Origin of the sequence: Gordonia sp. C13 (genome assembly GCF_023218005.1) — a bacterium.
Lineage (GTDB): Bacteria > Actinomycetota > Actinomycetes > Mycobacteriales > Mycobacteriaceae > Gordonia > Gordonia namibiensis.
The window spans coordinates 202,976-225,177 of sequence record NZ_JALPSY010000002.1 but is presented as its reverse complement, the minus strand read 5'-3'; the positions used below and the strand labels follow the sequence as shown (position 1 = coordinate 225,177).

The 22,202-nt window shown below is 66.8% G+C and carries 6 protein-coding genes; 1 reads left to right on the top strand and 5 read right to left on the bottom strand.

All coding sequences use genetic code 11. The annotated features are described in order from the left end of the window. Positions 1–30 precede the first annotated feature (30 nt). From M1L58_RS03445 to M1L58_RS03425, 5 genes are all read right to left on the bottom strand, one after another. On the bottom strand, positions 31–9,954 hold the full coding sequence (locus M1L58_RS03445) for a non-ribosomal peptide synthetase (RefSeq protein ID WP_248657833.1): 9,924 nt from the start codon (positions 9,952–9,954) through the stop codon (positions 31–33). Next, a complete protein-coding gene (locus tag M1L58_RS03440; protein WP_248657832.1) occupies positions 9,951–17,906 on the bottom strand; it encodes an amino acid adenylation domain-containing protein in 7,956 nt (2,651 codons plus the stop codon). Before M1L58_RS03440 ends, M1L58_RS03445 begins: the two co-directional genes overlap by 4 nt. A 533-nt stretch (positions 17,907–18,439) precedes the next feature. Beyond that, positions 18,440–19,270 carry an ABC transporter permease gene (locus M1L58_RS03435; RefSeq protein ID WP_248657864.1) on the bottom strand — a complete coding sequence of 277 codons (831 nt, stop codon included), beginning with the start codon at positions 19,268–19,270 and terminating at the stop codon, positions 18,440–18,442. A 53-nt stretch (positions 19,271–19,323) separates the two neighbouring features. Then, positions 19,324–20,139 (bottom strand): ABC transporter permease, encoded by an 816-nt coding sequence (locus M1L58_RS03430; protein ID WP_248657831.1) that lies wholly within the window; start codon positions 20,137–20,139, stop codon positions 19,324–19,326. Between the two features lie 5 nt (positions 20,140–20,144). Beyond that, positions 20,145–21,530, bottom strand: coding sequence for an ATP-binding cassette domain-containing protein (locus M1L58_RS03425; protein ID WP_248657830.1), 1,386 nt, complete (start codon positions 21,528–21,530; stop codon positions 20,145–20,147). A 180-nt stretch (positions 21,531–21,710) separates the two neighbouring features. Between M1L58_RS03425 and M1L58_RS03420 the strand changes: the two genes are divergently transcribed. After that, the gene (locus M1L58_RS03420) at positions 21,711–22,202 is read left to right on the top strand and encodes a phosphoribosyltransferase (RefSeq protein ID WP_248657829.1); all 492 of its coding nucleotides are present in this window, start codon (positions 21,711–21,713) and stop codon (positions 22,200–22,202) included.

Genomic DNA, 22,202 nt, shown 5'->3' with positions numbered 1-22,202 from the left:
GTACGCTTACTCATCAGTTGACCACCGGGCTCATGCAGGGCTCGTCAGATGCACGAGCGTCGGAGACCCGATCACGCTCCGACGGCCTCGGGACCACTCCAGTATCTGATTCCGTTCACTGTCGGTGAGCAGTCGAGTACCCCCGATCGTCATCTCGGGATTCGTCGTGACCTCTGCGAGAACTCTGACGAACCTCTCGCCGAACCGGCTCACCGACTGTTCGTCGAAGAGATCGGTCGCGTAGGTCACGCGGACCTCGCCGTCGCCTGCCCGATTGGTGCCCACCGATATGGACAGATCGTTCTGCGCCGGGACGACCGGCGGCTCGAGCGGCGTGAACGCCAGATCGTTCGCGACCGCGTCGACGACGCCGGCTCCTAGGTCGACCGACCGGTCGATCACCGAGAGCACGACCTGCGCCAGGGGCGCGAACGCCTGCGAGCGCACGGGCTGAAGTCGCTCGACGACGGATTCGAAAGGTACATCCGCGTGTTCGAACGCCTCCAGGTCGACCGAACGAACCTGGTCGAGCAGATCGGCGAAACGCCCCCGCGACGTGACCTTCGTCCGCAGCACGAGTGTGTTGACGAACATGCCGATCACCGGTTCGAGAGCCTGCTGTCCCCGCCCTGCTATCGGGGTGGCGACCGCGATGTCGTCGGTCGCCGACAACCGCGCCAGCACCACCGCCAGGGCCGCATGCACAACCATGAAGGGGGTCACGCCGCGCCGGCGAGCGAGTTCCTCGATGCCCAAACTCACCTCGGCGGGCAGCGGCACCGAGACCACCGCGCCCCGGTGGGAGGCCACCGTCGGGCGGGGACGATCGGCGGGCAGCTCCAGGACATCCGGCACCCCGGCCAGCTGCCGCGCCCAGTAGGCCAACTGGCGACCGACCACCGAGTCCGGATCTTCCGGCGATCCCAGGACGTCGCGCTGCCACAGCGCGAAGTCGGCGTACTGCACATCCAGTGGCGCGAAGGCCGGGGTCCGGCCGTTCGAGCGGGCCGAATATGCAGTGACCAGGTCGGAGACGAGTGGTGCGAACGACTCCCGGTCGGAGGCGATGTGATGCATGATCACCGCGACCACGTGCTCGTCCGTGGCGGTCTTCCAGACACGCGCCCGCACCGGCCATTCGAGGCCGAGTCGGAAACCGGCTGCGACGGCGTCCTCGATGTCGGAGGCAGAGTGCGCCTCTCGCCAGTCCAACCGCTCGGCGATCTCCGAGACGTCGTGCACCAGCTGGAAGGGCTCACCGTCGACGTCCGGGAAGGTCGTGCGGAGTGACTCGTGCCTCGCCACCACATCGCCGATCGCCGTCCGCAATGCCGCCACGTCGAGTCCACCGTCGACCCGTAGGACCAGCGGGACGTTGTACATCCCGCTCGACGGGTTGAACTTGTTGATGAACCACATCCGCTGCTGCGCGAAGGACAGCGGGACGTTCCCCGGACGCGACTCCGGCCGGGCCACCGGGGGCAGCGGGGCACGTCGCCCCCGGACTGCTTCGGCGAGCTCGCGCACCGTCGGGGCATCGAACACATCGCGGACCGTCACCTCGACACCCAGGGCATCCGACACCCGGGACGTCAGACGCATCGCCGACAGCGAGTTGCCCCCCAGGTCGAAGAACGACTGGGTGACACTCACCTGCTCCACGCCCAGCAGCCCGGCGAACACGCCGGCGATCGCATCTTCGGCTTCCGAAGCGGGCGCGACGTATTCGGCCGCTTCCAGCTCGGGCTCGGGCAGCGAACGGCGGTCGACCTTGCCGGCGGAGTTCAGCGGCATCTCGTCGAGGAGCACCCACGCGGTGGGGCGCATGTATTCGGCGAGCGCGTCCGAGAGCGATGTGCGCACGGCATCGAGATCGACGGTCGCGGGAGCGACGTAGCCGACGAGCTGGTCGCCGCCCGGCCCGGCGACCACGCGGGCCGCGGCGTGGACGACACCGGGCGCGTCGGCGATCGCGGATTCGACCTCACCGAGTTCGAGTCGCTGTCCGCGCAGCTTCACCTGGAAGTCGGTGCGGCCCAGATAATCCAGATCGCCGGTGCGGCGTCGGCGGACCAGGTCACCGGTCCGGTACAGCCGCGCTCCTGGGGCCCCGAACGGATCCGCGACGAAGCGCTCCGCGGTCAGGTCCGGCCGGGCCGCGTAACCGCGCGCGGACTGGACACCACCCAGGTAGAGTTCGCCGGCCACCCCGTCTGGGACCGGGTGCAGGCGATCATCGAGCACGTAGGCGGTGGTGTTCGGCATGGGCCGCCCGATCGGGACGACGTCGACGGGCTCGTCCAATGCCGACGACATCGTGTAGACGGCGGCCTCGGTGGGACCGAACAGGTTGACCACCCGGGCGTGGGGCACGCGCTCGGTGAATCGTCGGAGCACCGCCGGAGGAAGCGCCTCGCCGCCACTGAACAACACCTGTAGTCCGGTCAGCAGATCCGGTCGGTCGACGACGTCGAGGAATACCGAGAGCAGCGACGGCACGAACTGGGCGACGGTCACGCCCGTTTCGGCCATGAGGTCGGCGAGGTAGTTCGGGTCGCGGTGGCCCTCGGCATCCGCGACCACCATCGTCTGCCCAGCTGTCAACGGCCAGAACAGTTCCAGGACCGACGCGTCGAATGTGTGCGGGGTCTTGAACACCAGACGCTGGGGCCCGGCAGGAATGAGCGAATCGAACCAGGCGACGAAGTTGGCGACCGCCCGATGCGAGATGGTGACGCCCTTCGGCCTGCCGGTCGAACCGGAGGTGAACAGCGTGTAGGCGGCGTCGTCGAGACGCAGTGTGGCGAGTCGTTCGGAAGCCGACAGCGGGGCCGCGTCGGCGGAAAGCGGTGCATCGGCGTCGAGTTCGATGATCGGCGACCGTCCGTCGAGCACATCGAGAACCTCGACGGGCCGGTGTCCCTTCTCCACGAGGACCGGTCCGATACCGGCGGTCTCGACCATGTATCGCGCGCGGTCGGCCGGGGTGTCGGGATCGATGGGGACGTACTGGCCACCCGCTGCCATGATGGCGTGCACCGCGATGACGGTGCAGGCAGACCGGCGCATCACGACGCCGACGGCTGTGTTCGGACCGACGCCCTCGGCGATCAACGTCCGTGCGACCGTGGCGACGCGGAGCCCGAACTCGCCGTAGGTCAGCGTGCGCTCGCCCGTGACGAGCGCGAGGGACTGCGCGGAGTCGGCCACGCGGGCACCGACGAGCTCGGCGATCGTCTCATCCGCGGCGGACGCCGCCGGCCCGATGGCCCCGGCGAGCAGTGCCTGATCCTGTTCGGCTGCGAGGAGCCGGATGTCGCCGACGGCGGTCTGCTCGGATGCGAGCACACCGTCGAGCAGGCGGAGGAACCACCGGGACATCTCCTCGACGGTTCCTCGGTCGAAGAGATCGGTGGCATAGGTCAGGATTCCCGACCAGTCCTCGTCGGCAGAGCCGGTGGAGACGGTCAGATTGAGGTCGACCTGGGCGGGGGCCTCGGTGATGTCCACCGGGGCGACCGTCAAACCGTTGACCGTGGCGGCACCGCTGACGTCGGCGCCGATCGGATCGACCGACAGGATGACCTGAACCAGAGGCGAGAAGGCCTCGGAGCGAACGGGATTGACCGCATCGACCACCGACTCGAACGGCACCTCGGCGTGCGCGAAGGCATCGAGATCGTCGGCTCTGACGCGGTCGAGAACAGCGTCGAACCCGCTGGCGGAATCGATCTCGGTGCGCAGCACGAGGGTGTTGACGAACATGCCGACCATGGCGTCCAGCTCGCTCTGCCCGCGGCCACCGATCGGCGTACCGACCGCGATGTCGTGGGTACCCGTCAGACGGGCGAGCAGGACCGCGAACGCCGCGTGCAACACCATGAACCGCGTCGCGCCGTGCCGGGTGGCGATGGCATCGACGCGGCGGCCGATGTCGGCGGGGATGTCGAAGGTGAACACGTCGCCCAGGTGGCTGGCGACGAGCGGCCGGGGCCTGTCGGCGGGCAGTTCGAGGACATCCGGGAGTCCTGCGAGTCGGTCTCGCCAGTAGGCGAGTTGTCCGCCGAGGACCGAATCCGGATCCTGGGGCGCGCCGAGTACCTCGCGCTGCCACAGGGCGTAGTCGGCGAACTGGATGTCGAGGGGCGCGAAATCCGGTGCCGCGCCGCGGCTTCGCGCTTCATAAGCGGCGAAGAGGTCGGTCGCGAGCGGACCGAACGACTGACCGTCGAATGCGATGTGATGGGCGACGAGGGCGAAGGTCGCCTGCCCGTCACCGGTGAGCAGAACGCGGGCACGCAGGGGCCACTCGTGCGCGACATCGAACCCGCGACGCATGTCGGTCGCGAGTTCGTCGGCGCTCGCCACGACCCGCCAGTCCAGGCGTTCGGCAGCATCTGCGGGCGCGGCGATCTGCTGGTACGGCTCCCCGTCGACGGCCGGGAAGGTCGTCCGGAGGATTTCGTGTCGGGCGACGACGTCAGCGGTCGCCGTCCGCAAGAGGTCGACGTCGACCTCGCCGGACAGCGTGAACACGGCCGGGATGTTGTATGTCGCCAGCTCCGGTTCCATCTGGTTGATGAACCACATGCGCTGCTGGGCGAACGACAACGGAATCCGTTCGGGCCGAGACTCGACACGGCTCACCGGCGGCAGAGCAGGACGACGATCGGCCACCGCGGCAACCAGATCCCGCACCGACGGCGCATCGAACACATCCCGGATACCGACCTGCACACCCAACGCATCCGACACCCGCGCCACCAAACGCATCGCCGACAACGAGTTACCACCCAAATCGAAGAACGACTCGGTCACCGAAACCCGCTCGGCATCAAGCAAAGTCGCAAACACCGCCGCAACCCGCTCCTCGGCATCCGAAGCCGGAGCCACATACTCGACAGCCTCGAACACCGGCGCAGGCAACGCCTTACGATCCACCTTGCCCGACGACGTCAGCGGCATCACATCCAACCGCACCCACACCGACGGGCGCATATACCCCGGCAACACCGACGCCACCGACTCGGCAACCACATCCACATCCACATCAGCCGGCGCCACATACGCCACCAACTGCTGCCCACCACCAGACTCAGCCACCACCGCTGCCGCATGCACCACACCCGGCGCCGCCGCCACCGCAGCCTCGACCTCACCCAACTCCAGCCGCTGCCCACGCAACTTCACCTGGAAATCGGTACGCCCCAGATACTCCAACTCACCCGAAGCATTCCACCGCACCAGATCCCCGGTCCGATACAACCGCTCCCCCGGCCCACCGAACGGATCAGCAACAAAACGCTCAGCAGTCAGATCCGGCCGCGCCGCATACCCCCGCGCCACCTGCACACCACCGAGATACAACTCGCCCGGCACACCCACCGGAACCCGCGCCAACCGCGAATCCAACACCCGCGTCACCGTCTTGGGCACCGGCGAACCAATCGGCACCACCGCATCACCAGCCCGCACCGAATACGCCGTCACATCAACCGCAGCCTCGGTCGGCCCGTACAGATTGTGCAAACCCACACCCGGCAGCCGCGACAACAACCCGCCCGCCACCGCCGGCGCCAACGCCTCACCCGAAGCAAACACATACCGAAGCGACGTCAACCCGCCGAGCCGATCACCCAACACGTCGACAAACGCCGACAACATCGACGGCACGAAATGCACCACCGACACCGAACGATCGACGATCACCTCACGCAGATACTCCGGATCACCATGACGACCCGGCTCCGCGATCACCAACGGAACCCCGGCAACCAACGGCCAGAACAACTCCCACACCGACACGTCGAACGTCACCGGCGTCTTCTGCAACACCCGATCCGACCCCGACACCGGATACCACGCATCCATCCACGCCAGCCGATTCAGCACCGACCGATGCGACACCGTCACACCCTTCGGCCGCCCCGTCGACCCCGACGTGAACAACGTGTACAACGCATCATCGACACTCAACGGCGCACGACGATCTGCATCCGACACCGGCCCCACACCGGCATCGAACGAACCCGACGCATCCACCTCACGCACCGACAGACCATCGACCTGCGCCACCGCAGCCGGCACCGGCAACCCGCCGGCCACCAGCACCAGCGAAGCACCCGACGTCGCCAACATGTACTCCACACGATCAGCAGGCGCATCCAGATCCACCGGCACATACTGCCCACCAGCAGCAACAACCGCATGAACCGCGACCAACAACTCCACCGACCGCGGAATCACCACAGCCACAGCAACATCCGGCCCCACACCAACCGCGATCAACTCACGCGCCAACCCCCACACCCGAGCACCGAACTCACCAAACGACACCGTCCGATCCCCAAACACCAACGCATCACGCTCAGGATGCTCCGACACGGCACGCGACAACCCGTCCGCCAACGAGCCAAGTCCGCCGAACGTGGCCGAATCGATCGTCGGCGAACCAGACTCCAGGGACGCAACGGTCGATGTCTCGTCCTCGGAGATGAGTGGCGCGTCTCCGACCGACATCCGTGGCGTCGAGGTCAGGGCATCGAGCAGCCGTACGAATCGGCGCCCGATGAGCGCGGCCGTCGACGGATCGAACAGATCTGTGGCGAAGGTGACCGTGCCGGACCACCCACCGGAGTCGAGGGAATGCAGACCGACCGTCAGGTCGTACTGCGCCGGGATGACCGGCGGATCGATCTCGGTGAACTGCAGTCCGCCGATCGTCGCGTCCAGCTTGTGGGCCGACTGCGCGGGATCGAACGACAGCATCACCTGCGCGAGCGGTGCGAATGCCTCACTGCGCACCGGCGCAAGGGTTTCGACGAGTGTCTCGAACGGGACGTCGCCGTTGGCGAAGGCGTCCAGATCGGCGGCCCGCACCTCCTCGAGGAAGTCGAGGAATGACTTGCCGGCATCGACACCCGTGCGAAGGACGAGAGTGTTGACGAACATGCCGACCAGCGGCTCCACCACGGCATGCGTGCGACCGGCGATCGGCGTGGCGATGGCCACGTCGTCGGTGGCCGCCACCCGTGACAGCAGCACGGCCAGTGCGGCGTGGGCGACCATGAACGGTGTGGCGCCGCTGATCCGGGCGATGTCCTCGACGCGTGCGACCACTTCGGCGGGTACGTCGAAGGCCACCTGGTCACCGCGGTTGGTCGCGACGCGAGGCCGCTCCCGGTCGGTGGGTAGGTCGATGACGTCGGGGAGATCGGCCAACCGCTCCGTCCAGAAGCGCAGCTGACCCGCGACCAACGAAGTCGGGTCGGTCGCGTCGCCGAGAACGCGATGTTGCCAGAGCGCATAATCGGCGAACTGCACCTCGAGCGGTGCGTAGTCGGGCGCGCGGTGCTCGACCCGCGAGGTGTAGGCGGTGAGGAGGTCGGCGACCAGCGGCCGCATCGACTCGCCGTCGGCCGCGATGTGGTGCACCACCACGCCGAGGATGGTCTCGTCGGTGTCGGTGCGCAGCACAGCGACTCGGATCGGCATCTGCTCGGTGACGTCGAAACCGGCCGAGACCGCGGACTCGAAGACCTCCGGCGAGTCGGTGACCGTCCAGTCGAGAACCGATTCGGCCTGTGCGAGCGGCAGAATGACCTGGTTCGGCCGACCGTCGGCGGCCGGGAACACCGTTCGCAGAACGTCCTGGCGGGCGATCACGTCGACGACGGCGGTACGCAATGCTTGGACGTCGAGATGTCCGGTGATCCGGAGCAGGACCGGGATGTTGTATGTCGGCAGCGTCGGGTCGAACTGGTTGATGAACCACATCCGCTGTTGGGAGAACGAGAGCGGGATGACAGCCGGGCGGGGATTGGCGGGAGTGATCGGCTCGAGACCGGGCGCCGCATCCTTCACCCGGGCTGCCAGGCCGCGGACGGTGGGTGCATCGAACAGATCGCGCATGTTGAGGTCGACGTTGAGGACCTCACACGCCCGACCCACGATCTGGGCTGCGATCAGCGAGTTGCCACCGACGTCGAACACGGACTCGGTGACGCTGATGTCCTCGAGACCGAGCACCGCCGTGAACACGTCGACGAGCGCGCGTTCGGTGTCGTCCGCCGGCGGCACGTACTCGACGCCGGACTCGAAAACAGGCCTGGGCAGTGCTTTTCGGTCCAGCTTCCCGTTCGCGGTGAGCGGCAGGCGTTCCACGCCGACCATTGCGTCGGGAACCATGTACCCGGGCACGTGTGCGGCCATCGCCGACCGGACCGCGGCGGCGTCCACGTCCTCGCCGGGAGCCACCACGAGGTAACCGACCAGCTGGTCACCACGATCCGGGTCCTCGATCACCCGAGCGGCTGCTGCGGCCGCCTCCGGCATCGCGGCCAGCAACGCCGCCTCGATCTCACCGAATTCGATCCGGAAACCGCGCAGTTGGACCTGCGCATCGTTACGGCCCAGATACTCGATGTCGTCACCGACCCGCCGGGCGCGGTCGCCGGTCCGGTACATCCGGGAGCCGTCATCGGCGAACGGGTTCGCGACGAATCGCGAGGACGACAGACCCGGTCGTTTCAGGTAGCCGGAGGCCAACTGGCCTCCGGTCACATAGATCTCGCCCGGCACGCCCTGCGGTACCGGGTTCAATCGCTCGTCGAGAATGTGGATACCCAGCGAGGTCAGCGGTCGGCCGATCAGGGACGCGTCGGTGCCGGCAACCGAATCCCGGTCGAGCGCACGGAAACTCACATGCACGGTGGTCTCGGTGATGCCGTACATGTTCACCAGCTGCGCGGTATCGGACGGGTTCTCGTCGTACCAACGGCGGACCTGGTCGAAACTCAGCGCCTCGCCGCCGAACACCACATACCGCAACGCCAGTTCGCGCCGATCGCCCCGACGGGCGTCGATCAACTGGTAGAACGCCGACGGGGTCTGACTCAGCACCGTCACCTGTTCGGTCACCAGGACGTCCAGGAATGCTCGTGGATCCCGTGCCAGGTCGCGATCGATCACCACCAGCCGAGCCCCGGAGAGCAGCGGGCCCCACATCTCCCACACCGAGAAGTCGAACGCATACGAATGGAACATCGTCCACACGTCCGACGCGGAGAACTCGAAATCGTCTGCCGCGGCGTCGATCAGGGTGACCACGTCACGATGGGTGATCTCGACGCCCTTCGGCCGCCCGGTCGACCCCGAGGTGTAGATGACGTACGCCCGCGAGTCCGCGGGCACCCGCACCAGGTCCGTGGAGGCGACAGGTTCGGCCGCGAGAGCCTCCACGTCGACGACCATCGCCCCGTCCGGGAGGCGATCCCACAGGGCGTGATCGGCCGACGACGCATCGCCGATGACCACCGCCACCTCGGCGTCGGCGACGATGAACGACAGGCGTTCGACCGGGTTACCCAGATCCAGCGGCAGGTACCCGGCCCCGGCCTTCATCACACCGAGGATCGCGGACATGAGGTCGACCGTCCGGGCGGTGGCGATGCCGACCAGGTCACCGGCGGCGACCCCGCGGGCGGCGAGCCCGGCGGCCACCGCGTCCGAGCGAGCATCGAGCTCGCCATAGGACAGCGACCGGCCCGACGCCGACACCGCGACGCGATCCGCGAACCGATGCGCGGCAGAGCGGAACAGACCCGGCAGCGACTCCCAATCGGAGGTTCCGGCCAGTGCCCACGCCGCGGTCCGGATCTGCTCGACGACGCGACTCGTCGTCGTGGCGATCTCATTCGGCGCGAGTCCTGCCAGCGACAACTGACCGGTGACGGCGGCTCCCACCGCCGCCTCCGTGTCGATCCCCTGCGCCGCGAGAACTCCCGCGGTCATCGAGACCGTCGCGTTCAGTGCGGCGAACGGGACCGGGCCGGACTTGCCCTCGAACGCGGTCTGCGCAGGAGCAACCGACGCGGCATGTGCGATCAGTTGCAGGGTGGACGGCCGAGCGCCCCAACCACGCGAGATGTCAGCGGCGTCAGAGTCGACGGTCACGTCCTGTTGTTTCCTTCTGAAGCGGTGGACAGATCGATGATCGCGGAGGCGTTGGAGCGCAGGCCGCTCAGAACCTCGTCGAGCGCGGCCGGACCACCTGCGGCCAGACTGGGCACCACACTCATCAGTGCCATCGTGAGCGTGGCGTCGGAGTCCGATCCCGGAAGGGCGGCCGCCATTGCTCTCACCATGTCCGCCAGTTGACCGAAGTCGGCGCTCACGCCGTCGTGTTCCACGGCGATCGCCCCGGGATCGGTATCGCCGGCGATGGTGACGAGATCGGTGAGCCGAATGTCTGCCGCAACCGGATCGACAGCTTCGGCCTGCTCATCAGCGGTGAGGATCACGATGTCCCCGACGATACACTCGGCGTCGGCGGCGACGGCCTCGAGGATTCCGAGATATCGCTGCGCCACGGTCTCGATCGTGGACCGGTCGAAGAGATCGGTGGCGTAGACGAGCTGCGCCTTCATCGCGCCGGCTCCCGGATTGTGTCCCGCCGCTGCCGGGTCGTTCGGGTACAGGTTCAACTGCAGATCGACCTTGGCCGGGATGATCCCCTCGGCCACCGGTGACACGACCACGTCGCCGAGTTCGAGCGACGGGAAGTCGATGTTCTGGAAGGCGAACATCACCTGGAACAACGGGTTGTGGGACGTCGTCGGCGCACTCAGTATCTTCGCGACGATCGTCTCGAAAGCGACGTCTGTGTTGGCCATGTCGGCGAGGTCATCACGACGCACCCGGGACAGCAGATCGCTGAACTTCTCCCCGTGGTCGATCCGGGTCCGCAACGCGAGACTGTTGACGAACATGCCCACCACCTCGTCGAGCGCCTGTTCGCCACGTCCGGCGTACGGCGTGCCGATCACGAGGTCGTTGCGTCCGCTCAGACGCGACAGCAGCACCGCGTAGGCGGCATGGGTGACCATGAACATCGTGGTGTTGTTCGCGCGTGCGACGGACTCCAGGGACCGCGCCAGATCCTCGGGGATCTCGAACTCGACCTGATCGCCGACGTACGACGGCGTCCTCGGCCGGGGCCGATCCGTCGGCAGATCGATGGTCTCGGGGGCCCCGGACAGGCGGTCGATCCAATAGTCGAGCTGGCGTTGCGCCTCGGTGACGCCCTCGTCGTCGGTCGTCGCCAGCCGTTCGGCCTGCCACAGGGTGAAGTCTGCGTACTGGACCGGCAGCGGCGCCCACGTCGGCGGGAGCCCTTCGTGGCGGGCTGCGTAGGCCATCATCAGATCGCGGGCCAGCGGCGCCATCGAGGCGCCGTCGGCGCTGATGTGATGCACGACGAAGACGACCACGTGCTCGTCCTCGTCGACACGCAGCAGGGCGAGGCGGACCGGCGGGGCGGTCGTGATGTCGAACCCGCGGCCGGTCACGGCCGCGATGGCGTCGGCCACGCTCCCCGAGACCTGTACCGGGGTCACGTCGAGGCCGGCGACCTCGTCGGGTGGGCTGATGATCTGCATCGGTTCGCCGTTGATCATCGGGTAGCTGGTCCGAAGCGATTCGTGCCTGCGGAGCAGGTCGTCCACCGCGGCGCGCAGTGCGTCGACGTCCAGCCGGCCGCGCAGCTCGAGAGCGAGGGCGACGTTGTAGGCCGGGGACTCAGGATCGGCACGGCTGAGCAGCCACATGCCGCGCTGAACGGCTGACACCGGGACCATCTCGGCGCGCTGACGCGCGATCAGCGGGACCGCCGAGTGACCGGAGAGGCTGTTGGTGATGTATTCGGCGAGCCGGGCCACATCTGCGGACTCGAAGATCGCCTTCACCGGGACCTGCCGGTCCAGCGCCGCCGACAGACGTGCGGACACCTTGGTAGCCGACAGCGAGTTGCCACCCATCTCGAAGAAGCCGTCGTGCACGCTGACCCGCTCGACCCCGAGTACCTGGGCGAAGACTTCGGCGACGATGGCCTCGAGCTGCGTCCGCGGCGGGACAAAGTCCTTGCTCGCGCTGAAGTCGACCGGCGGCAGCTTGGTGCGGTCGATCTTGCCGACGTTGGTCAGTTCGAAGGAGTCGACCACGACGATCGTGTGCGGGACCATGTAGCGCGGCAGGAGCTGCGTGACGTGCTCGGTCAACGCCTCGGGCATCGGCGAGCGGTCGTCGGTCGCGGTCACATATGCGACCAGGACGTCTTCGCCGGCCGGTCCGGGCACACCGAGGCTGACCGCATTGGCGACGTCCGGGTGGGACATCAATGCGTTGTCGACCTCACCGAGCTCGATGCGGAGTCCGCGCACCTTCAGCTGGAAATCGTCGCGGCCGTGATAGAGCAACCGCCCGTCGGCACGACGGACGACCCGGTCACCCGTCCGGTACATCCGCGTCCCGTTCGAGTACGGGTTCGCGATGAACCGCTCGGCGGTCAGACCGGGGCGGCCCAGGTAACCGATGGCCAGCTGATCGCCCACGAGGTAGAGCTCGCCGACGACCCCGGCCGGGGTCGGCCGCAGTCCGCGATCCAGGACGAGGGCCCCGACTCCGGGTACCGCCGTTCCGATCGTCATGTCGTCGGCGGGCGAGAACGGTCCGTCCGCGGTGGCCCAGATGGTCGTCTCGGTGGGGCCGTAGAGGTTGAAGAACCGGCGACCCGCGGACACCCAGCGGCGCATCAGTTCTGGCGGGCATGCCTCGCCCGCACTCAGCACCGTGGTCAGCGACGGCACCGCTGCCGGTTCCAGGGTCGCCAGTGCCGACGGCGTCATGACCGCGTGTGTCACACCGGATTCCGCGATCAGCTGCTCGAGCTGGTCGCCGGCGTAGGTGTCCGGGTCGGCGACGACCAGCTGAGCGGACGACCCGAGCGCCATCGTCAGCTCGAAGACCGAGGCATCGAAGCTCGGGGACGCGACATGCAGCACCCGCGAGGTCTCGTCGAGCCTCAGGATCTCGCGCTGATTCGCCATCATGTTCGCCAGACCACGATGGCTCACGGCGGCCGCCTTGGGCGTGCCCGTCGAACCCGAGGTGTAGATGAGGTACGCCATCTCGTCGACGCGTGTGGGCCGGACCAGTTCATCGACTCCGATCGGAGCGATGGGGTGCCCGGCGAGACGCAACTCGGTCTCGCTGTCGTCGACGATGATCCACTCCGCACCGCTGTCGATCGCGTCGACCCCGGCTTCGGCGGTGGCCAGTCCGACGCGCGCGCCGCTGTCGCTCACCATCGCCGATCGACGCTCGGCCGGGTGCATGGGATCGATCGTGACGAAGGCTGCGCCGGAACGGATCACAGCGATGGTGCACAGTACCGAGCGCGCCGAACGGCGAGCGCTGATGGCGACGACGTCGCCGGGTCCGATCCCGCGTGAGATCAATTCTCGTGCAAGTTGATTGGTCCGAGCATCGAAGACATCCGGGGTGATCTTCTCGCCGGCGACGAGTACCGGCGTCGCCGAACCGGGCGAGCACGTCGCCAGCAGATCGGCGAACACGACCGGTGTCCGACCGACGGGCTCGGTGGTCAGCTCCCGCACCTCGGCAGCGGGCACGATGTCGAACCGGCCGATCGCCTCGGTGGGGGTGGACGTCATCTGATCGAGCAGCATGACCAGCGCCTCGGCCATGGACTCCACCGTCGAGCGGTTGAAAAGATCCGTGGCGTAAGAGAATTCGAGGGCCACGCGTTCGGAACCGGCGCCGGCGAACTCGGTGGCGGTCACCGACAGATCGTACTTCGCGGACGGGATCCGGATGTCGAGTACGTCGAACTCCCCCGTCTGAGCCAGAACGGCCGACGAGTCGCGCTGGAAGGTGAAACCGACCTGGAACAACGGGCTGTGGGCACGCGACCTGCTGGGCGACACCTCGTCGACCACCATCTCGAACGGCACCTGGGAGTACTCCAGCGCGCCGGTACGTACACGGTGTGCACGGTCCAACAGTTCGGCGACCGAATCACCCGGGCGGATGTTCAACCGCAGGACGACGGTGTTGACGAACATGCCCACGAGGTCGGCGAGTTCGGGTTCGTCGCGCCCGGCGACCGCGGTACCGATGGACACGTCATCGGTGTCACCGAGCCGGCCGAGGACGGCCGCCAAGGCCACATGCAGAACGGTGAACGTGGTGACGCCGAAACGTCCGGCCAGTGAGCGGATCTTCGCGAACTGCTCGGGTGAGATCTCGGCGTCGACGTAACCGCCTCTTCCCGTGGGGATCTGAGGACGGGGCCGGTCGGTGGGAAGGGCCAGCAGTTCGGGCTGGCCGGCGAGCTGGTCGCTCCAGTAGGCGAGCTCACGTGCCATCCGGGCATTCTCGTCGTCGGCCGAACCGAGAGTGTCGCGTTGCCACACCGCGAAGTCGGCGTACTGGACGGGCAGCGGTTCCCAGGCCGGCGCAAGTCCGTTGACCCGGGCCCCGTAGGCGGCGAGGAGGTCGACGATGAGGGGGCGCAGCGACGCGCCGTCGCCGACGATGTGATGGAGGACCACCAGGAGCACGTGCCCGTCAGCGGGAGTCTCGAACAGGGAGGCACGGAAGGGCACCTGCGAGACGAGGTCGAAACCGGCCGCGGCCTGTGTGGCGACCGCGTCGAGGAGATCGGCCTCGGTCGTGGTGTGGACACCGAGCCGTACCTGGTCCTCGACGTCGGCGACGTCGACGATCTCCTGGATCGGCTCGCCGTCGATCGACGGGAAGCGGGTACGCAGCGGCTCGTGCCGGATGACCACGTCTCGGACCGCCGCGCGCAGGGCGTCGACATCGACGTCGCCACGCATACGCACCGCCCCGGGCATGTTGTAGGTCCCCGACGACGGGTCCATCCGGTTGATGAACCAGAGGCGGGATTGCGAGTACGAGACCGGGATGGTCTCCGGCCGCGTTCCCCGACGCAGCGGCGGCCGCGCCTCGACCACCGCGGCATCGGCGATGGCGGCGGCCAGCTCGCCGACGTCGTTGCTGTTGAAGATGTCGCCCAGCGCGACCGCCCGCGAGTACTGCTTACGCAGCCTCGACGCCAGCCGGGCCGCTGCCAGGGAGTCGGCTCCGAGAGCGAAGATGTTGTCCCGCATGCCGATCCGCTCGACACCGAGGACGTCACCGACGATCTCGGCCACCTTCTCCTCGATCTCCGACCGGGGAGCGACGTAGACGCGCTCGGCAGTGGTGGTGGAAGCGGGCGCGGGGAGCGCGCGTCGGTCCAGCTTGCCAGAGGCATTCACCGGGAAGGTCTCGAGAACGACCACCGCGGACGGAACCATGTGTCCGGGAAGGCCATTGCGCGCGGCACGCATCTGCCGGTCGACGATGACCTCGGCCGGGATCGTGGTGTCACGGGGTTTGACATAGGCGACGACTGCGGCGCCTCCCGTGTCGGTGCGGACGATCGCCACGGCAGCGGAGACCGATCCCTCGGCCAGCAGCACGGACTCGATCTCGCCGAGCTCGACGCGCTGTCCACGGATCTTGACCTGGAAATCGGTGCGTCCCAGGTACTCAAGCATCCCGGTCGCGTTCCACCGCACCAGATCTCCGGTCCGGTACATCCGGGTGCCGGCGTCGAACGGATTGGCCACGAACCGCTCGGCCGTCAGCCCGCCACGGCCGAGATATCCGTCCGCGAGCTGTGCACCGGCGAGGTACAACTCGCCGACCACTCCGACGGGCACCCGACGGAGCCGGGAGTCGAGCACATAGGTGTCGGTGTTGGCCACCGGTCGCCCGATGGGCATGTGGACTTCCCCACCGCCGACTCGATACTCGGTGACGTCGACCGCGGCTTCGGTGGGACCGTAGAGGTTCACCAACTCGGAATCCGAGTGTTCGACCACCTGGGTCGCGAGATTCGTCGGCAGCGCCTCACCGGACGTGAAGACCCGCCTCACCGTGGACGGGACCGCCGACTCGCCGGTCGCCGCCGCCTCGACGAACACATCCAGCATCGACGGCACGAAGTGGAGCGTGGTCACCCCGCGCTCGACGATGGTGTCGCGGAGGTAAGCCGGATCCCGGTGCCCGCCCGCCCGCGCGATCACCATTCGCGCGCCGATCTGCAAGGGCCAGAACAACTCCCAGACCGAGACGTCGAACGTGATCGGCGTCTTGTAGAGAACGGCGTCGGAATCGTCGATGTGGTAGTGGTCCTGCATCCACGCCAGCCGGTTGACGACGGCACCGTGCGAGACCTGCACGCCCTTCGGGACTCCGGTCGAGCCGGACGTGAAGATCACGTACGCGGCCGACTCCGGACGGATGTTCCCCTCGTCCACCGGGAGCCGGCGAAGCGATACGTCTGTCGCCGAGGAACCGGCGTTCGCGAGGAACTCGCGGTCGATCACCACGGTGGGTTTCGCGGTGTCGAGGATCAGGCTCCGACGGTCTTCGGGTTGCTCCACGTCGACCGGTACGTATGCGGCGCCTGCCATCAGCGTCGCGTACACGGCGATGACCTGCTCCACGCCGCGTTCGATCAGCACGGCCACCTTGTCACCGGGTCGAACGCCCGCCTCGACCAGGGCGGCTGCGAGTTCGCGACTTCGCGCATCGAACTCGCGGTAGGTGAACTCGGCGTCGTCGGTGACGATCGCTGCCGCATCAGGGCTTTCGGCCACCCGCGCGGCGAACAGATCGAGAAGCGTATGGTTGCCGGCCTGCGCCGCGGTCCAGTCGGTGCGCGGCCCGCGTTCGAAGTGATCGAGTTCGGCGTCCTCACCCGGGAGCAGGACCGGCATCGAATCGATAGGGGCGTCTACGTTGTCGAAGAGGTGCTCGACGAAAGCCAGGAACCGGCGATGATGCGACGCGATCTCGGATTCGGAGTACAGATACGGATTGCCGTGCAGATCGACGACGAGAGGCGCTTCGGGGCTCGACTGGTACAGGTTGATCAGCAGGTCCTCGAGGATGCCCGAGGTCAGTATTCGGTAGTCCATCGACGTGCCGTCGATGGCGACCGGGTCGTCGAAGAAGACCATGTTGATGGTCGGGCCGAACGAGACCGAGTTCGCCTCGAATCCGGCGTCGCGGCGGATGTCGTCGGATCGGTACCGCTGATGACGAAGCGCGCCGGTCAGCTCGAGCTGGGCCGCAGCGACCAGTTCCCGGCCCGTGCTCGCGGAGACGTTCCGCAATCGGATCGGAAGCATATTCGAGACCATGCCGCCGGAGGCCTTGATCTTCGCGGTGGTCCGCCCCGTCACCGGCAGCGTCATCACGATGTCGTCGGAGCCGGTCATCCGCGAGAGGAAGGCACCGAAGGCCGCCGACATGAGAACGGCCAGCGAGCTGTTGAACTCGGTGGCGAGCGACTCGAGGCGCTGCTGCTGGGCGACCGGCAGGTCGCCACCCGCCACAACATTGTCGAACGAGAGCGGAGCGGTGCCCGCACCGTGGGCGAGGGTCACCCGTTCGGGAAGATCCGATACACGCGACAACCAGTGCTCGCGATCGGTCTCGCGGCGGCTGCTGGCCTGATACGTGTCCTCGTAGGCCACGATCTCGGCCATCGTGGCCGGTGTCCTGTCCTTCGGCTCTTCACCGCGCCGGATGGCGTTGTAGCGGTCGACGGTGCGTCGCATGATCGACAGCGCTGCGTACCCGTCGATGATGATGTGGTGGGCGCGGTTGTACCAGAACGTCCGGTCATCCGCGACCAAGAGGAAGTTGATCACGATCAACTGGTCGGCTTGGAGGTCGACCGGACGGCGGTACTCAGCTTGCATCCACGACATCGCGGCGCCCACGGGATCGTCTGCATCACGAAAATCGAGGATTTTCACATGCTGGTCGAAATCGAGGTCGACGTACTGTGCCGGGACCCCGTCCACCTCGGTGAGCCGAACGTACGGCGATTCAATGGCCTTGCCGACTTCGACGCAGCATCGTTCGAGCAGGTCGATGTCGAGACCACCAGGTTCGTGGCGGATGTCGACGTACTGCGCGATGTTCACCGAGTAGTCCGGCGACAAGGTGTCTGCGAACCACATTCCTCGCTGTGCCGCTGTAAGAGGCAGGACTTCAGTGGTGTTTTCTCCGACAACGTTCGCGCTGTCGCTGTTATCGGCGGTCGCCACGGACGCTGACACTCCTCACTGCTTCGACTGCCTCGGTTCTATCGATTAGACCTGATACGCCCGATAGATTTCGTCCCACAAACACCAAAACTAGGCTGTTTCTCCAGGTTGCGTTTGTGGCACACACGGAAATGCCCGGAAAATCCCTCCAGCAAACGAGCGGGCACCACTTCTGTTAATCGGCCCGAACCCTCCTCAGCGTTACATTCGACAATGGCATCCAGCTTTCCACGCGTTTACGTACGAGCAGGGCGGCTCGCCGTGTTCATATCCGGCTTCACCAGATCAGCGAATCCGAAACCGACACCGAGAACAGTCGAGACCGTGCGTTCGAAGACGTTGGCCAGCCTGCGGCGCGTGCCTCGAACCCTGCTCTACTCGCCGGTGTACCCACCGATCGGACGCACAACACGTTATCGGATGCGAACGACCGGTCGATGATGGCCTCACCTGGCGGTCGCGGCCTTCCGGTATCCGCGCAGCGCGGGGTAGATCGACAGCGCCAGCAGCGCAACCGTCCAGATGCTCACCTTGAGGAGGTTCTCCGCGATCGGGCCTCCAACCGCCACCGCTCGCATCAGATCGATGGCCGGCGTCATCGGTTGGTTCGCCACGATCGGCTGCAACCAATCCGGGTACGCGCTCAGTGGCGAGAACCCCGAGTTGAAGAACATCAACAGGCTCGAGAAGAGACCCAGGTACGGCACGATCGGCGCCCCCGGTGCCGCGTTGACGGCCAGCGCCAGCGTCATGATGCCGAACGCCGCACCGTAGGCCAACGCGACCAGCACCAAGCCGATGGCCGGTCCGACGCCCTGCGTGAAACGGAAGCCGATCAGGTGCCCGGCGGCCAGCAGCAGCAGCGTCGTGACCAGCACTCGGGTCAAGTCCGCGGCCACGCGGGAGGTGAGGTCGGCGCCCCTGTTGATCGGCAGGACGTACAAGCGGGCCAGCAGCCCGGTCGACCGTTCCCGGTTGAGTCGTGTCGCCGAAGCGATCGACCCGAACATCGCGCCGACGAGGATCACCAGCGGAACCGTGCCGTAGGCGCTGTCCTGGCCGGTTGCTCGTCCGATGGCGTCGCCGAGCACGACCTTGAACATCAGCATGCTCAACGCGGGAACGATCAGCGACTGGAGAAGCGTCGGGACGTCACGTACGAAGACGAGCAACTGGCGCCCGGTCAGTGCGAGGCTCTGGCTCCACCAAGCGCGGATCGAGGCTTCGGGGTGGACGCTGACCGCGCCGGCACCTACGGAACCGACATCTCCCTGCATCGTCGACGGCTCGCTCTGCAACGACGTTGCGCCGCCGTCGGCATGAGGCGCACTCATGAACGCCCCTTCCGGCTACCCATCACGAGGAGGAGCACGGCGATTCCCAGAAGACCGATGCACCACCAGATCGTCGGTTGGAGGATCTCCCAGCTCAGGGCCCCGTAATCGGTGGCTCGCATCACGTTCACGAACTGCGAGATGGGTTGGTTGCGGACGAACGGCTGGATCCACTCGGGGAACTGCGAGACGGGCACGAAGCCGGTCGACATCATCCCCAGGATGAGGGTCGGGAGCATCATGGCCTGACTGGTGGCCTCTGGACTACCTGCCACCAGGCCGATCCCGTCCGCCAGCAGGGCGATGAGAACACCGACGGTGAACGCCACGGTGTAGAGACCGACTGTGCCGACGAGTCCACCCATCGGGCGCCACCCGATGGCGGCGCAGGCAACTGTCGCGCAGATCAAGGACACGACGAGCAGGGCCACATTCGTGGCCAGCCGCGCACACATCGGAACCGCCACCGGCATCGGCAGCACGCGAAAACGCGTGTTGATTCCCTGGGTGTCGTCGAAAGACGAGCGCATCGCGGCCGACGATGCGGCGAAGCCCACGGATTGCAGCACGATGATGGGCATCAAGAACTGTCCGTAGCTCACGCCGAACGAATCCATCAGGCTACTCAGGGGCAGATAGAAACACACTGCGAGGAAGACCGGGGAAACGAACGCGAACACGAACTCACCGTTGCGGAAAACCTTGGAGACACCACGCAATGTGAGCGCCCACCACTGTTGCAGCGGGCGGGTTCGGGCTTCTGCGGGTACGCCTGCGGACGCAGACAAGGAGCCGACTTCGGACACCGACATGACGCCTACTTCCCGCTGCGATCGGGATCGGTCAACGCCAGGAACACCTCGTCGAGCGAAGGGCGTCGCATCGCGACGTCGGAGAGTTCGATCTCGGCTTCGGTGGTGCGACGGATGACTTCCACCAGCGTCTCCGTACCGCGCGGCGCCGGAACGGAGACCGCGTGGTCGTCGGTGTGCGCCGCGCCCTCCGGGACGAGATCGGCCAGGACCTCCAACAGCCGCGGCAGATCACCGGCACGGGCGGGGGTGACCTCGCAGTACGCCGCGCCGGTGGCCTCCTTGAGCTCGTCAGAGGTTCCCTGGGCGATCACGCGTCCCTTGTCGATGACAATGATGTTGTCGGACAGGACATCGGCCTCTTCGAGGTACTGCGTGGTGAGCAGGATGGTGACGCCCTCGTCGCGGAGTCGTCCGACCAACGACCACACCTCGAGACGACTGCGGGGATCGAGACCGGTGGTCGGTTCGTCGAGGAAGACCACTTTCGGCGAGGTGACGAGTCCGCAGGCGATGTCGATACGCCGCCGCATGCCGCCCGAGTACTGCCCGACACGTTTGCCGCCGGCCTCGACCAGCGAAAACGTCTCGAGCAACTCGTCTGCACGGGCCCGGGCAGCAGACTTGGAGAGCCCGAGCAGGCGACCGAACAGGATCAGGTTCTCGCGCCCGGTCAGCGCCTCGTCGAGGGCAGCGAACTGCCCCGTCAGCATGATGGACCGACGGACTGCGGCGGATTCGGCGACGACGTCGTGCCCGTCCACGGTTGCCGAGCCACCGTCCGGCTTCAGGAGCGTGCACAGCATGTTGACAGTGGTCGTCTTGCCGGCACCGTTGGGTCCGAGTAGCGCGACGATACTGCCGGCCGGCACTGTGAAGCTGACGTCCTGAACGGCGAGAGTGTCCTTGAAGCGCTTCTGCAGGTTCCTCACATCGATCGCAGCCGCACCGGTCGGTGCAAGGCGTCCCGACTCGCGAACATCAGCAGGACTCGCGCCCGCGACAGTCGTCGCCGGCTGCTGAGGCGCATGATCCCGCAGTTTCAGATTGTCTTCGGCAGGTCGATCGCTGCCGTCGAGGGCACTCGTCCGGGGTGCGGTCTCGACACCCGGACCAGCGGACGTCACCGAATGCACGAGATGCGCTGGTTCGTCCTCTTCCGAGGTGGTCGCTGCGTCCACAACCGGTGTCGTACTCTCTCGCGTGCCGGTGGCTGCGTTCCTCCGCTCGTTCTCCAGGCGCCATTCCCGCAATTTCGCCGCAACGGCGTCCGGGTCGTTCTCGGCGGCTGCCGGCGCGGTCCGATCGTCCGTCGGGAGATCGTCTTCGGGTCGCCGATGCCGAGGTTGGCGCATCTCATCGGAGGATTGCTGACCAGAGGCCACGGGCATCTCTTCTTTCAGTCGATTACCTACGCTGCGACTCCGAGCTTCGGACCCGGACCCATACCAGCCTATCCATCCCAGGGTTGGCAATCACCCGGTGACTGTCGTGTCTCTCGACTGGCGGACACATGTCCGATTTCGGGCCCGAACGCAGCGCCGCCGGCCGTGCTCTGGGACAGTCTCCTCATGCCCCCTTCTGACACCGAGCGAGAGATCCTGTCCTGGGAGCTCAACGGCGTCGCCTGCCGCGAGCTCGCCCAACAGGTCGTGGACGACGGTTTCGCGCCCGACATCATCCTGGGCATCGCGCGCGGCGGCCTCATCCCCGCCGGCGCGATCGCATACGCGCTGGACTGCAAGTTGATGATCTCGCTGAACGTGGAGTTCTACACCGGCGTCGGCGAGACCCTCTCGGAGCCGGTCATGCTGCCGTCCCTGCTCGAGTCGAGCGGATTGACCGACCAGCGGGTGCTGGTCGTCGACGATGTGGCTGACTCCGGGAAGACTCTCAAGCTGGTCAACGACTTCTGTGAGGAGCAGGGCCGCGTCGCGGAGGTACGCAACGCCGTTCTGTACAAGAAGCCGTACACCATCACGGTTCCCGACTACACCTGGCGTACGACGGACAAGTGGATCAACTTCCCGTGGTCCGCAGAGGGGCCGATCATGGCAAGGTGA

Coding starts and splice junctions, on each gene's coding strand:
- M1L58_RS03435 (WP_248657864.1), bottom strand. CDS start 19,270: ATGCAGGGAGATGTCGGTTCCGTAGGTGCCGGCGCGGTCAGCGTCCAC.
- M1L58_RS03430 (WP_248657831.1), bottom strand. CDS start 20,139: ATGTCGGTGTCCGAAGTCGGCTCCTTGTCTGCGTCCGCAGGCGTACCC.
- M1L58_RS03425 (WP_248657830.1), bottom strand. CDS start 21,530: ATGCCCGTGGCCTCTGGTCAGCAATCCTCCGATGAGATGCGCCAACCT.
- M1L58_RS03440 (WP_248657832.1), bottom strand. CDS start 17,906: ATGTGGTTCGCAGACACCTTGTCGCCGGACTACTCGGTGAACATCGCG.
- M1L58_RS03420 (WP_248657829.1), top strand. CDS start 21,711: ATGCCCCCTTCTGACACCGAGCGAGAGATCCTGTCCTGGGAGCTCAAC.